This is a genomic window from Micromonospora sp. C41, from assembly GCF_018070485.1.
GTDB classification, from domain to species: domain Bacteria; phylum Actinomycetota; class Actinomycetes; order Mycobacteriales; family Micromonosporaceae; genus Micromonospora; species Micromonospora chalcea.
The window spans coordinates 132893-148019 of sequence record NZ_JAGPXP010000006.1; the positions used below are offsets into that span (position 1 = coordinate 132893).

Genomic DNA, 15127 nt, shown 5'->3' on the forward strand with positions numbered 1-15127 from the left:
GCCCCCGTCTTCGAGGGTGCGTTCATGTTCCCCACGGCCGGTGCGGCGCTGATCAGAGTTGCCGCCTACCCCAGCGGTCTGACCCTGCCCGCGTGGCCCGACCTGACGACGGATCAGCCCGAGCAGTGGCGGCAGTGGCTGGCCGCAGTGTGGGCGCTGCCGGGATTCGCCACCGCCGTCGCCGCTGCCACACCCCAGTTGGCCGAACAGATCACCCGGACCGTGGCCAGTGCGCCGACCACCGACCGCCGGTTCGGGCGCATGGTCGACTCGACGGTCCGGTACCTGCTGAGGTGGACCACCCGGGCGACACCGTTCGGCACCTTCGCCGGGGTGGCTCCGGTCGAGTTCGGCGCCCGCGCATCGGTTCGGTGGGGCGAGGCGCATCAGGTGGTGACCCGCCCTGACGGGACGTTCGTCGCCGAGCACACCGGGCGCGCCGAGCAGGACCTGGCGGCGCTGCGCGACGTCGCGGTGGTGACGAACTCGGTGGGGTACCAGCGCGGCGAGGTGTGGGTGCTGCCCTGCCTGCGCGGCGACGGCGACCGCAGGTGGGACATAGAGATCCGTCTGACCAGGCCGGTGCGGGCGGCGATCCGCGCGGCGCGTTCCCCGGTCATGTTCGGTGACCTCGCCGCCCGGGTCGCCGGGCCGCTGCCCGCCGCTACCGGGGCGGCCGAACGGATGTTGGCGTCGCTCGTCCAGGCGGGTGTCCTGCTGTCGGCGCTGCGGCCGGCGACGACTGTCACCGACCCGGCCTCCCACCTGGCCCGTCACGTCCCGATGCCCGATCCCGGCGACCGGGTCGCGGTCGACCTGCGTGTCGACGCCTCGGTGACGCTGCCACCGGCGGTGCTCCACGAGGCGGCCCGTGCCGCGTCGACGCTGGTGGCGGTGGCAGCGCCCCTGCCGGGATGGGCGGAATACCACGGCGCGTTCATTCAGCGGTGGGGCCCGGGCGCGGCCGTGCCGTTACGCGACGTCCTGAACGTTCTGGGCTTTCCCGCCGGATACCGGGGTTCCACCCGGCGTGTACCTGCGGTGTTCACCGCCCGCGACCGGCTCCTCGCGCAGCTCGCCCAGCAGTCGGCGCTGAACGACTGTACGGAGGTGATCCTCGACGACGAGCTGACAGGCCGCCTACGAGGAGATGACGACCGGCCGCCGATCCCACACACCGAACTACGGTTCACCCTCGCCGCCGCGACCCCACAGGACCTGGACCGAGGCGCGTTCACGTTGACGGTGGTCAGCGGAGCCCGCCACGCCGGGGTCGCCGCCGGCCGGTTCCTGCACCTGCTTTCTCCCGCCGAGCTGGCGTCGTTCCAGCACGTCTACCGGAACCTGCCGACCGCCCTGCCCGGCGCGGACACGGTGCAACTGTCCGGCCCGCCGCTGGATGCCCGCTTGGCCGCGGTCGCCCGGACACCTGCGGTGCTGCCCGTCCTGCCCGTCGGCGACTTCCACCCGGACCCGCCGTGGACGCTCGCGGACCTCGCGGTGACCGGCGACGGCCAGCGGCTGTGGCTGGTGTCGCGGACCTCCGGGCGACCGGTCGAGCCGCTGCTGCTCAACAGCGTGCTGCTACCCGACCTCCAGCAGCCCCTGATGCGGTTCCTGACCGAGATCTGGACGGCGTGGACGGCTCCGTGCAGCCGATTCGACTGGGGGCACGCGCGTAGCCTGCCGTTCCTGCCACGCCTGCGACGCGGACGCAGCATCGTGCACCCCGCCCGCTGGACCATCGACCGGACCGCGCTCCCCGCCCGCACCCTGGCATGGTCCCACTGGCGCGACGCCTGGCAGCGATACCGTGAACAGCACCGGCTCCCGGACGAGGTCCTGGTCGGCGCCGACGACGTGCAGGTACGTCTGGACCTGAACGACAACACCCACCTGGCAGTGCTGCGCCGGCACGTCGACCGGCACGCCCGCACCACCCTCACCGAGGCTCCCGGCCCGGCCGGCTGGATCGGCGGCCGACCCGCCGAACTCCTCCTCACCCTCGCGCACACCCGTCCGGCCACCCACCCGAGCCGACCAGCGCGGGCCGTGACCGCACAACAGCATCGGCCCGGCCAGTCACCGTGGTTGGAGGCCCGCCTGTACGGCCGGGCCGACGACATCCTCACCGACCTCGCCCACCGGACCGGCAACCTCCCGGCGGCGGGCTGGTGGTTCCTCCGGTACCCGGACCCCGAGCCCCACCTGCGGCTACGCATCCCACTCCAGGACACCACCTTCGCTGCCACCGCCGCATGCCTCGCCGAATGGGCGCAACAACTGGAGCACAAACGCGTCCTGCACGACTACAGCCTGCGCACCTACCGGCCCGAGACCCGCCACGGCACCGGCCCCACCCTCACCGCCGCCGAAGCGGTCTTCGCCGCTGACTCCCGCGCCACCCTGCAGCGGCTGACCGGCGACCGCCAGGCCAGCACCGCCGCCACGATGATCGCCATCGCGGACGCCTTCACCGGCGACGGGCCGCGTTGGCTCGCCGAACACGTCCCCCACCACCGCGGCCCCCGACTCGAACCCGTCCAGCTCGACCTCGCCCGCACCCCCTACCGCGACGACGACCTGGACAAGGCACTGGCCACCTACCGGACACTGGCCCACGCCGACAACCTCGACCTCGACCAGGTACTGACCGACATTCTGCACCTGCACCACGCCCGCATGATCGGCGTCGACCCCGCCTCCGAACGGCACTGCCTCCGCCTGGCCCGCGCCGTCGCCCGCACCCGCCAGGCGACGCCGTGACCGCAGCACAGTCCCTCGCCGAAGGGGCGGCCGGCGTCGCCCTTCTACACCTGGAAACCGGCAACCGGCCCGCCGCCCACGCGGCACTGCGGGCCGCCACCGCCAACGGCGTCAGCATCGCCGCAGGCGCCAGCCTCTTCTACGGCGCACCCGCACTCGCCTTCGTCCTCGCCACCCCCAACCAACCCGGCCTCACCCGAGCACGATCGATCGCCGCCACCGGGACCGCCACGGTCACCCGCCGACGGCTGCACGCCGCCCACCGCCGCATCGACTCCCACCAGCGGCCCCACTACGCCGAGTACGACCTCATCCGCGGCCTGACCGGCCTCGGCGTCGCCCTGCACCGCCTCGGCGACCACGACCTGCTCCGCCAGGTACTCACCTACCTGGTCCGGCTCACCGAACCGGTCAACGACCTCCCCGGCTGGTGGTGCGCGAACGGACCCGACCGACACCAGCCACCACCACCAGGAGGCCACGCCAACCACGGGATCGCCCACGGCATCACCGGCCCACTCGCGCTACTCGCCCTCACCCACCGCGCCGGCATCACCGTCGACGGACACACCGAGGCGATCCTGCGGATATGCCGATGGCTGGACACCTGGCAGCAGCACACCGCCGACACCATCTGGTGGCCGCAGACCCTCACCCTCGACGACCTGCACCACGGCGCACCCGCACAACAACACCCACTACGCCCCTCCTGGTGCTACGGCACCCCCGGAATCGCCCGCGCCCAACAACTGGCCGCCCTCGCCCTGCACGACACCGCCCGGCAGCTCCTCGCCGAGACGGCGTTCACCACCTGCGTGAACGACCCCGCACAGATCCGCCGTCTCACCGACCGCAGCCTCTGCCACGGCACCGCCGGCCTCCTCGCCACCGGCCGGCGCATCGCCGCCGACGCACTCACCCCGACACCCCTCGCCCCACTGACCCGCCTCCACCTGCACGCCACCCCCGCCGCGGACGAACCCACCGGACTACTTGACGGCACAGCCGGTCACGCCCTGGCCGCAGCCTCCACAACCTCAACCTCGTGGGACGCCTGCCTCCTACTCAGCTGACGAAAGGCCCGCCATGAAGGAGACCCCCTGGCAACAGGTGAACATCACCTACCCTGGCCAGAGCCGCCACGAACGCGAACAACACGCGATACCCCACCTCCACCGCGTCCTACCCGCCGCCGAGACCGCCGGCCTCATCACCTCCTGGTGGTTCATCCGCAAAGGACCGTGGCGCATCCGCTACCTGCCCACCACGCCCGACACCGACCCCGGCCCGGTACACGACCTGCTCACCGGAACGCGCGCCTGGACCAGCGACATCTACGAACCCGAGATCCACGCCTTCGGCGGCCCCGACGCGATGGACACCGCACACACCCTGTTCCACCACGACAGCCGCCACCTCCTCACCTACCTTCACCATCAGCCGGCAGACCGACGGGAACGCTCCCTCATCCTGTGCACGGCACTCATGCGCGCCACCGGACTCGACCTCAACGAACAAGGCGACGTATGGGCGCGAGTCGCCCGACACCGCCTGGAACACCGCACCTGGCCCCCCGCCGCCGACCCCGCCACCTGGGAAGCCTTCACCGGCAAGGTCCGTCACCTGCAACTCGGCACCACCCGCACCACCAGCGACTGGCAGACCGCCTTCGAGAACGCCGGCACAGCCCTCCGCCACCTACGCGACACAGGAAAACTCACCCGTGGGCTACGCGCCGTGATCGCAGAGCACGTGATCTTCCACTGGAACCGGATCGGGATACCCGCCACAACCCAGGCCGTCCTCGCCCAAGCAGCCGCGGAAGCCATCTTCGGCCGTGCCCCCGTGCCCCCGTGCCGCCAGGCGAGCAGTGGCCACGCCCGGTCGAACCCGTACCACCATCTGCGGTACCGCCAACAGAGGTCGATGCGCCCAGTCGCGCGGCGCTTGCAAGTTCAAGACACAGCAGACTCCTCACAGAGGGGGCTAGTGCCCAATGGTCGTGAAGCGCTGGCGGGGCCGGACACATCGTCCGGCCCCAAGTAAAGTGCTGGTGCGTGATGGTTGAACCGCTTCGGTCGATCCTGGCCTTGGCGTCCGAAGTGTGCAGTCGGGCCAGTTATCGCCGACCTTTCGTCACGATTGCCCTAACTGCTAGAAGGATCAACGGGACCAGTATCGGTGTAGGCACGGAAATGGCGTCGGGAATTTCATTCACCGAAGCGGCAACCCATGTAACCGCTGCGGCGATTGCGGCTACCAGTAGCCCGGATAGGGTTAGGGCGTGTCGAGCCGTTCGCTTCGAAGGCAGAAACTTTATCTCAATGGCGAATCGCCACCAGGTTGCGAAGAAATTCCCTTCCGTTGATCTTTCTGTTCGGTGATGCGCCCAGACGCGTGCCTTGTCCGACGGTTCGGACTCGATGGGGTCAGTGTGATCGGCCAGGTTGAGCTCTTGGTCAATCTGCTGGGACGGGCAACGCCCCTGGTTCACTGCATAACCCCAATCGTGCAAGCGAACAAGCTTCACTTCCTTCCTGCGTGTTGGATCGGGTGCGGTCGCTGTGCATAAAGACTGACCGACATGGGTCGTAGGACGAGACTCCTAGGCCCATTGTCATGGTCTCAACGTGCATCGCAAGACCCGTCGCACATGGTGTGCGATGTTCCAGCTTGGAGGGACGGTTGACTAGCAGCCCTGAACCCGTGAGTCTGTTGACGGGCGCCCATTGGTAACGCGAAGTGTCTTAAATTTTCCTGGGAACTGTCAGCAGCGATAAAGAGTACCGGGCATGGGAGAAGGGGATATATATGCCAGCGAAGGGGTCTGTTGAAGCGGGCAATGGCGGCGTTCCGAAACGGCGTGAGTCCGATGGCGGCATCACCCCTCCGGCAGTTGCGTCTGGAGGTGCGAGTGGGAGCAGCGGGCCGCTAACCCGTGTAACCGTCAATTTTACTCAAAGGTCAATGTTGGCGCTCGATAGTGCCGTCCGGAAGTCGGGAGATACCAGAACGGACACCATCAACCGCGCAATTCAAGTATATGATCTAGTGCAAGATGTCCTAAAGCGCGGCGATGGCCGAAGCCTGCTGATCAAGTATCCGAATGGCGAATGCGAGCGCCTGCTAATGATGTGACTAGCCGCTCGGCTCTTAACGCATTCGGGCAGATGTTGGACTTGAATGGCACCAATTCTTCCCAAGGGTAGAGCAGGAGCAGTCACCGCCGGGTATAGAAAGTAGGCAGGGCTGACCATCTCGCGGCGGCGGCCATTGGCGACACGGCTGCTGGGGAAAGTCCATTCCGTCTGTCCGTTGTAGTCGTGGCCGCGCGCAGCGCTGCATTATCCTGCCTTGGAGGCCCTCTTGCCGGCGAGACCCCTTGCGGCATCGTTGTAAACCCCTGTGCTCGTAATCGACGGAGCGTCGCTCGTCGACTTTGCCGGCTTCGTCTACGAGTTCTCGCAGCTGCTCTGTCACGCAACCCGAGCGGAAGCCTCGATGCCTTCAGCGACATCCTCTTCGAGCAGGACCCTGGGAGGCTGGCCGTTCTGCTGACCGCAGTCGGTGTGCCAGGCATGCCGCTGCCAGAGGCCTTGTCGGATACGCACTCGAGTTCGAACCGATCGTCCCTCGCGATCTTGTGGAGACTCGGATCAGTGCGGGCGTCTGGCAACCATGAAGGCCAGCGATGTCACCGTCGTCCCGACCTAGTCGCCTAGCGTCTGTCGACCTGCACGAAGGTTGTTGCGGCGGCGACGCCTTTGGCGACTGCGTGGGGTAGCGGCACGTTGTGAGCGAGTCGTGCGGCGAGGGTGCCGAGGAAGGCGTCACCGGCCCCGCTGGTGTTGATGGCCTTGACGTGTGATGCGGGGACGAGTGCGGTGTGGTCGGCATCGCTGTAGGCGGCGCCGCGAGCGCCAGCGGTCACCACCACCGCTCGTGGGCCCAGCTTGCGGAGTTCCTGCGCTGCGATCGACGGATTGGCATGGTGGCGGCCCAGTATCGCTGCCGCTTCGGCCTCGTTCGAAACGAACAGGTCGAGTGGGGCCAGGGCGGTCAGACCGAGCGAGGGATGTGGCACGAGGTTGCCGATGAGCGTCTCTGCGTGGTGATGCCGGAAGACGGCGTCAACGGCATCGGGCTGGAGATCGAGCTGGGTTACCACGATCGGAGCTCGTAGCTGCTGAAGTGCGTTGCGCACATGCTCGCTGGCGAGCTCAGTCTCTGTGGAGTGTGCGAGGACGATGTAGTTCTCGCCGTCGGGGGTGATCTCGATGATCGCGGTACCGGTCGGAGCCGATGGCACGACTTGAAGGAAGGACATGTCGATGGCCGCGTTGGTGAGGGCTCGGCTCAGGGAGGCGCCCCATTCGTCGTCGCCGACGTTGGTGATCAGGCTGGCGCGGACGCCCGCTTGTCGTGCGGCCAAAGCCTGGTTGAGGCTCTTGCCGCCCGGTGTGGTCGTCGCGGGTGACGAGGCGAACGTCGTCCGGCCAGCGACGGGCCGTTGGGGGATCCGCACGGTGATGTCGATGTTGGCGCGGCCGACGAAGGCGACATGCGGCGTACGGACCTGATCGGGTAGTTGGTGACTCATCCGCTGGTGGCCAGCTGGTCGAGGAGCTGTCGCACTTCCGGCTGGCTGGAGAAGGGTTCGAGTCGCCGGGCCAGGGTGGTGACGTTTCGGCGGACCCGAACCGAGCCCGTCGTGGTAGCCGTGGTCAACGCTTCAGCCGCGACGGTGGCGGCCTGGCCTGGTTCCGAAGCCGCCAGGTAGGCGTGCGCCGTGCGGGAGAGGTACACGCCCCGTTCGCGTCGGTAGCGGTCGGGCCACGTGTTGACGGCGTTGGTGAAGCTGTCGATGGCCCGACGCGGTTGGTTGAGGCGGAGCCATCCCTCGCCCTCCTGCGCCGCAAGGTACGGCCGGGTGCAGAACGAACCGAGGGCACTGCTTCCCCCGCTCGGCGGCCTGGCGGTCGCCACGAGTGTGTGGGCACGCTCGACCGCGGCCTGGAAAGCGGAGGCGTCCTGCGCGATGGCGCTGCCGTGCGCCTGCTGGATGGCGGCGAAGGCGTGCAGGAGCGGGGGCGTGTCGGGCAGGCGGGAAGCGGCACGGGCCAGCCCGACGACACAGTCCTCGTCCCCGGTTCCCACCATCCGCTGTGCCTTACGGGTCAGGACGTACGCCCAGAACTCCTGATCGTCGGCTTCCTGCGCCATGCTTCCCGCGCGGTCCAGCCAGCGGTCGCCCGCGGCCCGGTCGCCGAGATCGTCGCTGAGCCAACCCGCGAACTCGCTCCACCGTGCCTCGGTGCTGAGAAGCCGGTTACGAAGCTGTCCACGTGTCTGCCGACGCAGGGCGGCGATCAGCGCGATCTGCTGTTCGACGGTCGACAGGATGGTGAGGCCACCCAGCAGGTCGTCCGCTTGTACGAGGAGCGCGCGAAGCTCCGCGAAGTGATCGACAACGGCAGGGTCGACGGACCGTGGGTGAGAAACGCCTGTGGTGGTGACAACCGGCACGGCGGTGAGGCCAGCGGCCAGTTCCAGCAGAGCCCTCCGGCTTACCCGCAATGACATCGCCTGCCCATCGGACATGACCGCAAGCGTAACCGCGTCACCATCGTGAAAGTCCGTCTCACCTGCCACCGCGGCACCGGCGACCCGCGCGAGTGGTGCCGTCAGGCCGTTCGGACCACCGGCCGTCAGATCCGTGGCGGCGAGGTCGCGCAACGACTCCCGTGCCGGATCCGTCACCGGGACACCGTGAGTGCCAGCCGGTAGTGAGCGGTCCTCGACTTCGCCCCACCGCATGCGTTGTGCCGCTTCGACTTTCTCCTGATCAAGCTGCTGCTTCAGGCGCCGATAGTCGTCGTAGTCGGCCAGCAACTCTCCACCAGCGGCTAGGGCCGCTTCACAGCGCTGCCAGAAGATCCGGTCCGGGCATTGCTGCCCGCGCTCGACGCCCGCGATCGTGGTCCGGGAAACCGGCACCCGCCTCGCCAATGCCAACTGGGTCAGCCCACGCACGTTGCGCCAGGCGGCAAGCCTTGCACCCAGTGCCCGCTTCGCATCGTCTACCCGCTGCGGATCGATCATGACGCCCGTCCCTTCACAACCCCGTACGGACACGACGGCTGCATTGACGCAAAGCGACGTTACCGTAACCGATCTCCGCCAGAACCGGCCAGCGCCTCAACAACCCCGGCGCCGACGTCCTTGTCCGCGCCGAGCAACGTCTATCGGCGGGCGACCCGAGACCCGACTCCGGACCTTCGATGATGTGCGCGGTGTGTGCTCGAGAGCGGATGCCACCGTGGGGCAACCGGTGCCACCGGATGCCACGGCGGGTCAACGGGCCGGGTCGCTGCCGGGGTCCGTGTGCTCGGGGTGTGGTCATCGGTCGGCCCTGACCAGGGCGACGACGTGGGTGAACGTGGGCCACTCCCTGCCACCCCGGGTGAACCGGCAGGCCGCTAGACTGGGCACTCGCGCCCTCGTAGCTCAGGGGATAGAGCATCGGTTTCCTAAGACGACGCTCTATCTGTACCCGGAGGCTGACTACCTGCCGGTTCCTATTCTTCTTGCATATTAATGGGTCGCACGCGGTCCTTGCTGTGCTCGCTTGCTGAAGATCAGCAGAATAGGCGTAAGTCCTGCTCAGGTCCTGCCTCGGTCGGTTCGACGCGTCCTTGCCAAATCTCGCGAAGTTGCCGCGCCGCGTCAGTCTACGGTGCCGCGAGTGCCTGGGCCAGTAGCGCGGTGAGTTTGGCTGCGCGTGCCGGGTGGTGATGACCGACCCAGGCAACTCGCCCGATGAGGTATTGGGCGAAGTCGGGGTGGCCGGTCCTGTTCTGCGCGGCGAGGCCGGTGCGGGCGGCGTTGTGGAGGATGGCGCGGAGCCGGTCGTAGTCGTCGCGTGGTGTGGCGGGGTGGTGGTTGACGACGAGTCCGGCGAGGAGTTGCCGGTCGGCTCGGCCACGGACACGGGTCTTACCTGTGTGGACTTCGAAGCCCTCGTCGCGGGCGATGTGGGTGACGGCGGCGATCAGGTCGTGGATGCGGCGGGTGGTGAGGTCGCCGGAGAAGGCGAGGTCGTCGGCGTAGCGGGTGTAGGTGATCTCGAAGGCGTCGGCGAGGCCGGTGAGGCGTCGGTCGAGTCGGTAGGCACACAGGTTCGCCAGCGCGGGTGAGGTGGGCGCGCCTTGGGGCAGGTGACCGGTGCGCAGCGCGGCGAGCCGCGCCGCCCGCTCCGGTAGGTCGGTGGGTGCGCGGCGCAGGACGGGGTTCGGGGTGCGGGTGGTGCAGAGTCCGGTGAGGGTGTGGGCGACGGGTTCGGGGTAGCCGGCGGTGCGGAACAGTCCGTAGGCGCGGGTGGCGGGGATGTGGGTGAAGAAGGCGAGCAGGTCGATCCGGACGACGACCGGCTGTGCGGTGTGGGCGGCGGCGAAGGTGTGGGCGGAGCGGCCGGGTACGAAGCCGTGGGCGGCGGGGTGGACCGGGATGGGGCCGAGGACCTCGGTGAGGAGCCGGCGTTGCAGGGCGCGCAGCCGGGACTTCGGTGCCTCGATGAGCCGGCCACCCGCGGTCCAGCGGTAGTGGTAGTGGTGCAGCCGGTGGGCGGTGGCGCGTCGGTTCATGGCGCGTCGGTCGGCGTACCAGTCGAGGTACTCAATGCTCAGGTCGAGCGTCGCGGCCAGGTCGCCGACCGTGTCGATGACCGGATTGTGCCAGGGACGGCGGACGGTGCGGGTCGGCGTCACTGGGCGCGTGTGGAGGACGATCGGCCGCTGGTGCTGGCGGGCGGCGGCGACTGCCGCGCGCAGCGGGTCGAGGGTGCTCAGGAACGTGGCGAGCTCGCGTGGCCGGTCGGTGGGTGGGCGTGGGTAGGCGGCCAGCACCGCGTCGGCGACCGGCCACAGCCAGCGGCGTCGCACGCCGAGGACGAGCCCACCCTGGTCGACGAGATCGGCACGGCGCCAGCCCTTGCCGGCGAGGAACGCGTCGGCGAGCGCGGTGGCCAGGGCGTGATTGGTGGTCACGATCGGGCCGATGGTGGCAGCGTGTCCCGACGATGCCCGGTCGTGCGGGTGCACAGGCTCGCGGAGCGTGCCGACGCACCTGTGGTGTGCTGCCGAGGTGAGTGTCGCGTCCCCGGGGTTGCCCCGGAGAGACCGTGACCGGACCCCGCGTGGGGGAGCGGCCTGGTCAGCTCGGGACACGCTGCCATGGGAGCAGCGTAGAGAACGCAGACCGTCATGGGTGTCCGCGATGGGTGTGGCGCGGTGGAGAGAACCGTTTCGCCGGGTGATGCGTCCTAACCTTGCGTGATGGACGTGGACGACGAGGAGCTGTTGCGTCTCGTCGGGAAGGGTGACCGTGGGGCGTTCGACGTGCTGTATGCGCGTAACGCGCCGTGGTTGGTGCTGCGTCTGCGCCGCCGGTGCCGGGATCCGGAGTTGGTCCGGGAGGTGGTGCAGGAGACGTTCCTGACGGTGTGGCGGGCCGCGGCCGGCTACCGCGGGGACGGTGCGGCGGTGGGCTGGCTGTGGTCGGTGGCCGCCGGTCGGTTGATCGACGCGCGGCGTCGCGCGTTGGCCCGTCCGCAGAGTGTGGGGGTGCCGGGCGACGACGTGTTGGCGTGGTCTCCGTCGGCGGAGGACGAGGTCTTGGCGGGCGCGTACGACGCCGAGTTGGAGCGTGCGCTGCATCGGCTGGCTCCGGAGTTGCGGGCGGTGTTGCAGGCGACGGTGCTGGACGGTCTGACGGTGCGGGAGGCCGCGGTGTTGCTGGGTGTGCCGGAGGGCACGGTGAAGACCCGGGCGATGCGGGCGCGCCGCGAGTTGAGGGCGGCCCTGTCATGACCGGGTTTCACGTTGACGCCGGGGTGCTGGCGGCGTACGTCGAGGGACGTCTCGCTGACGTGGACGCGTGGTCGGTGGAGGCGCACCTCGACCGCTGTGCGGCCTGCCGGACGAGCATCGCCTCGGACGCGTCGACGGCTTCTGTGGTGGAGGCGGTCGCGGTGTCGCTGGGCGGCCGGTTGCCGCGGCAGGGGCGGGTGCGACGGGCGACCGGGTGGCGGCGGATCAGGGTGTTGGTGGGTGCGGGGCCCGCAGCGCGGGCGGCGTGGTTGCTGTCGGTGGCGGTCACCGGGGTGCTCACCGCGGGGTTGGCGGTCAGCCCGACGGTGGTTCCGCCGTGGTTGCTCCTGCTGATCGCGCCGGCACTGCCCGCTGTCGGTACGGCCCTGTCGTACGGGCCGCGAACGGATCCGCTGCATGAGCTGATCGCGGGGACACCGCAGGGCGGCCTGCGGATCGTGCTGTGGCGCACGCTGGCGGTCCTCGCGGTCGCCGCGCCCGTCGCGGTCCTGGCCGGCGCGGTGACGGGTATCGGTACGCCGGGGTGGTGGCTGCTTCCCTGTGTCGCGTTGACCGCACTGACGTTGGCGCTCGGCTCGTTGGTCGAGCCCGCGTACGCCGCGCTGGTGGTGGCGGGGGCGTGGGCGGTGGTGGTGCTGGCGCCGCCGGTCGGCGGTCTGGCGGTCCTGGTGTCGGCCGGCCCGGGCTGGCTGGGCGTCACCGCGGCGGCCGCGGCGGTGGTGTACGTGCGTCGGGAACGCGTGGGAAGGCAACCGGCATGACGACGGTGAGCGTCGACGGCCTGCGGGTCAGCTACGGCAAGCGGATCGTCCTCGACGACCTGGACCTCGATCTCGGTGTGGGGGTGCACGGGTTGCTCGGCCCGAACGGCGCCGGGAAGACCACCCTGATGCGGGTCCTGGCCACGGTCCTGCGCCCCGATCGAGGCGAGGTGCGGCTGCTGGGCCACCACCTCGGCGACCCATCGGCGTTGCGGCAGGCGCGCCGCCAGTTGGGTTACCTGCCGCAGGCATTCGGGTTCTACCCGCGCTTCACCGTGCGGGAGTTCGTTGAGTACTTCGCCTGGCTCAAGGAGATGCCGCCGGCGCGGATTCCACTGGCGGTGGACCGGGTGATCGAGCGGGTCGGTCTGCTGGAGCGCGCCGACGACCGGATGAAGCACCTCTCCGGCGGGATGCTGCGCCGCGCTGGCATCGCCCAGGCCATCGTGAACGACCCTCGGCTGCTGCTGTTGGACGAGCCGACCGCCGGTCTGGACCCGGAGCAGCGGGTGCAGTTCCGGGCGCTGCTGCGGGAGCTGGGCCTGGATGCCGTGGTCCTGGTCAGCACGCACCTGGTCGAGGACGTCGTGGCGGCGTGCACCCGGGTCAACCTGGTCGACAGGGGACGGCTGGTCTTCACCGGCCTCCCCGACGAGCTGATCGCCGCCGGTGGGGACGGCGACAGCGGCGACTCCCCGATTGAGCGCGGTTACACGGCGGTGCTGCGTGGCGCGCGGACGGCACCGCGGTGAGGCGCGCGCTGAGGGTGGAGCTACGCCGGGGTACTGCACCACTTGCTGCGGTGGCGATGTTCGGTGCCGGAGTGTGGATGCTGGCCGTGCACCCGGACGACTGGGCCGGCCGGTGGGCGGGCCTTGCCAACTACCTGCGGGTGTCGCTGCTGATCCTGTGCGCTCTCATGATCGCTGCCGGGGCGTGGCAGTCCGGCAGGGAACGGCGGCGCGACATCGACGAGCTGATCGCCTCCACCCCCCGCCCGGGCTGGCAACCACTGGTGATGGCCTGGTTCGCCGTCACCGTGGCCGGTGTCGCCGGGCTGCTGGTCGCGTTCGCCGGGGCGGCGGTGCTGGTCGCCCGGGTCGCGACCTACGCCGGCGGAGGCTGGTGGTGGACGTTGACCGTCGGTGTCCTCGCCCTGGCCGCCGCCGCCGCGATTGGCGTCCTCGTCGGGCGGCTCGTACCGCTTCGGGTGGCGGCCCCGATCGCCGGCCTCGCCACCTACCTGGGCCTGGCCATCATCACCTACTGGGACGGCACGCCCGGCGCGTGGCTCTCGCCCGTCTACGGCGGCTGGGCGGTGTACTCGCGCGTCCCCGGCCGGATCACCGCGTTGCAGGCAGCCTGGCTGGTGGCCCTGACGGTCCTGCTGCTCGCCGCCGCCGCACGGCAGCAGCGAGCAGCCCTGCTGGCCGGCGGACTCGCCGTCGCCGTCGCCGTGCCGATCACCACCGGCCCGGGCACCCACCGCCTCCCGGCCGACCCGGCCGCGGTCGAGCTAGTGTGCACGAGCAGCGGCCCGCAGATGTGCCTCTCCCGGATCAACGCGTTCCTGATCGACGACGTCGCCACAGTCGTGCAGCCGATCCTGGGACGTCTCGACGGGATACCCGGAGCACCCCGGCGGGCAGCCGACCAGGCCGCGCAGCCGGCCGGTCAGTCCATCGAACGGGACGACGGCACGGTCTGGCTCAACCTCGACTACCAGTCCACCGCCCTGGGCGGCCTGGCCAGCCGCAAGAACCTGCGGGCGGACTTCCGGCAGGTGACCCGGACCAGATGCGAGGACCCCTCCGGGACACGCAACATCGACATGCGGGTGTACCGGACCGACACCCTGGCCACCGACTGGATGCTCGACGAGGCAGCCACCCCGGACGACGTGCCCCTCACCGTGCTCCGCGCACTGCCGGAGCCGGCGCAGCGTTCCTGGTTCGCCGCCTACCTCGACGCCGCCCACCGATGCGACATCCCGGCGCTGATTCGCCTCGGCGAGCAGCCGTGACCAGCCGCCTGCTCACGCTTCATCTGCGCTCCCGCGGCGCGACCACGTTCGTGGTCGATGTCGGCGTCATCGCGCTGCTCGCCTGGGCCGCCGGAACATGGCTCGCCAGCCGGCCCTACTTCGACGGGCCCGCCGCCCGCGTCCCCGTGGTCGCACTCGCACCGCTGCTGGCCGCACTCCTGCTCGGCCCCACCCTCGCCGGCGCCGACGAGGACCTCGAACGCAGCACACCCCTGCCGTGGCGGGCCTGGCGAGCCGGTCACCTACTCGTCGCCGCCTTCGTCACCGCCACGGTGCTCAGCCTTGCCGGACTGCGGGCACCCGACACGTACGGTGCACATGCACTGGTGCGCAATGCTCTCGGTTGTATCGGACTGGTCGCCGGCGGGGCGGTGCTGCTCGGCGCGCGGCTGGCGTGGCTGCCCGCCTTCGTCTACGTGTGCGCCGTCTACGCCGCCGCTCCGCGTCAGACCGGCACCGCCGTTGCTGCGTGGGCCTGGCCGATTCAACCCTCAACCTCCACAACGTCCTGGCTCGCCGCTGCCACGATCTTCGTCATCGGTGTCGCCGCATACCTGCACCGAGGGTCCCGTGCCTCGGCTGGCCGCCGCCACCGTCCGAGACGCTGATCGGGGGCCCCGCCTTGCGTCAGCACGGAGTCTGAGCCGCCAGGACATGACCACCGAGGT

At 69.9% G+C, this 15127-nt stretch carries 11 protein-coding genes; 8 read left to right on the top strand and 3 right to left on the bottom strand.

The genetic code is table 11. From position 1 onward, the window contains the following. Positions 1 to 24: 24 nt before the first annotated feature. Genes KBX43_RS09260 through KBX43_RS09270 form a run of 3 tightly spaced genes read left to right on the top strand, consistent with a single transcriptional unit; the run spans position 25 to position 4812 of the window. A complete protein-coding gene (locus KBX43_RS09260) occupies positions 25 to 2766 on the top strand; it encodes a lantibiotic dehydratase (protein ID WP_064448554.1) in 2742 nt (913 codons plus the stop codon). Further along, on the top strand, positions 2763 to 3839 hold the full coding sequence (locus KBX43_RS09265; RefSeq protein WP_043325490.1) for a lanthionine synthetase C family protein: 1077 nt from the start codon (positions 2763 to 2765) through the stop codon (positions 3837 to 3839). The genes KBX43_RS09260 and KBX43_RS09265 overlap by 4 nt, the downstream gene beginning before the upstream one ends. 13 nt (positions 3840 to 3852) lie before the next feature. Next, complete coding sequence (locus KBX43_RS09270; protein WP_210884092.1) at positions 3853 to 4812, top strand: thiopeptide-type bacteriocin biosynthesis protein; 960 nt, start codon at positions 3853 to 3855, stop codon at positions 4810 to 4812. A 1672-nt stretch (positions 4813 to 6484) separates the two neighbouring features. On the opposite strand, the gene KBX43_RS09275 is transcribed toward KBX43_RS09270, so the two are convergent. The 3 genes from KBX43_RS09275 to KBX43_RS09285 form a co-directional block, all read right to left on the bottom strand. Then, positions 6485 to 7366 (bottom strand): PfkB family carbohydrate kinase, encoded by an 882-nt coding sequence (locus KBX43_RS09275; protein ID WP_051611164.1) that lies wholly within the window; start codon positions 7364 to 7366, stop codon positions 6485 to 6487. After that, positions 7363 to 8868, bottom strand: coding sequence for a helix-turn-helix transcriptional regulator (locus tag KBX43_RS31455; RefSeq protein WP_046569661.1), 1506 nt, complete (start codon positions 8866 to 8868; stop codon positions 7363 to 7365). The genes KBX43_RS09275 and KBX43_RS31455 overlap by 4 nt, the downstream gene beginning before the upstream one ends. A gap of 629 nt (positions 8869 to 9497) precedes the next feature. Beyond that, complete coding sequence (locus KBX43_RS09285; protein ID WP_128136113.1) at positions 9498 to 10811, bottom strand: reverse transcriptase family protein; 1314 nt, start codon at positions 10809 to 10811, stop codon at positions 9498 to 9500. A gap of 285 nt (positions 10812 to 11096) precedes the next feature. Here KBX43_RS09285 and KBX43_RS09290 point away from each other — a divergent pair, with 285 nt between their 5' ends. The 5 genes from KBX43_RS09290 to KBX43_RS09310 are packed head-to-tail and all read left to right on the top strand — an operon-like array spanning position 11097 to position 15067. After that, positions 11097 to 11633: an RNA polymerase sigma factor gene (locus KBX43_RS09290; RefSeq protein WP_091113549.1), complete on the top strand. Its 537-nt coding sequence runs from the start codon at positions 11097 to 11099 to the stop codon at positions 11631 to 11633. Next, positions 11630 to 12415 (top strand): zf-HC2 domain-containing protein, encoded by a 786-nt coding sequence (locus tag KBX43_RS09295; RefSeq protein ID WP_091113552.1) that lies wholly within the window; start codon positions 11630 to 11632, stop codon positions 12413 to 12415. The genes KBX43_RS09290 and KBX43_RS09295 overlap by 4 nt, the downstream gene beginning before the upstream one ends. Beyond that, positions 12412 to 13167, top strand: a complete 756-nt coding sequence (locus KBX43_RS09300) for an ATP-binding cassette domain-containing protein (protein ID WP_091113556.1) — start codon at positions 12412 to 12414, stop codon at positions 13165 to 13167. The genes KBX43_RS09295 and KBX43_RS09300 overlap by 4 nt, the downstream gene beginning before the upstream one ends. After that, positions 13164 to 14438, top strand: coding sequence for a hypothetical protein (locus KBX43_RS09305; protein ID WP_128136114.1), 1275 nt, complete (start codon positions 13164 to 13166; stop codon positions 14436 to 14438). Before KBX43_RS09300 ends, KBX43_RS09305 begins: the two co-directional genes overlap by 4 nt. Beyond that, the gene (locus tag KBX43_RS09310) at positions 14435 to 15067 is read left to right on the top strand and encodes a hypothetical protein (protein ID WP_210884094.1); all 633 of its coding nucleotides are present in this window, start codon (positions 14435 to 14437) and stop codon (positions 15065 to 15067) included. The genes KBX43_RS09305 and KBX43_RS09310 overlap by 4 nt, the downstream gene beginning before the upstream one ends. Positions 15068 to 15127: the final 60 nt, after the last annotated feature.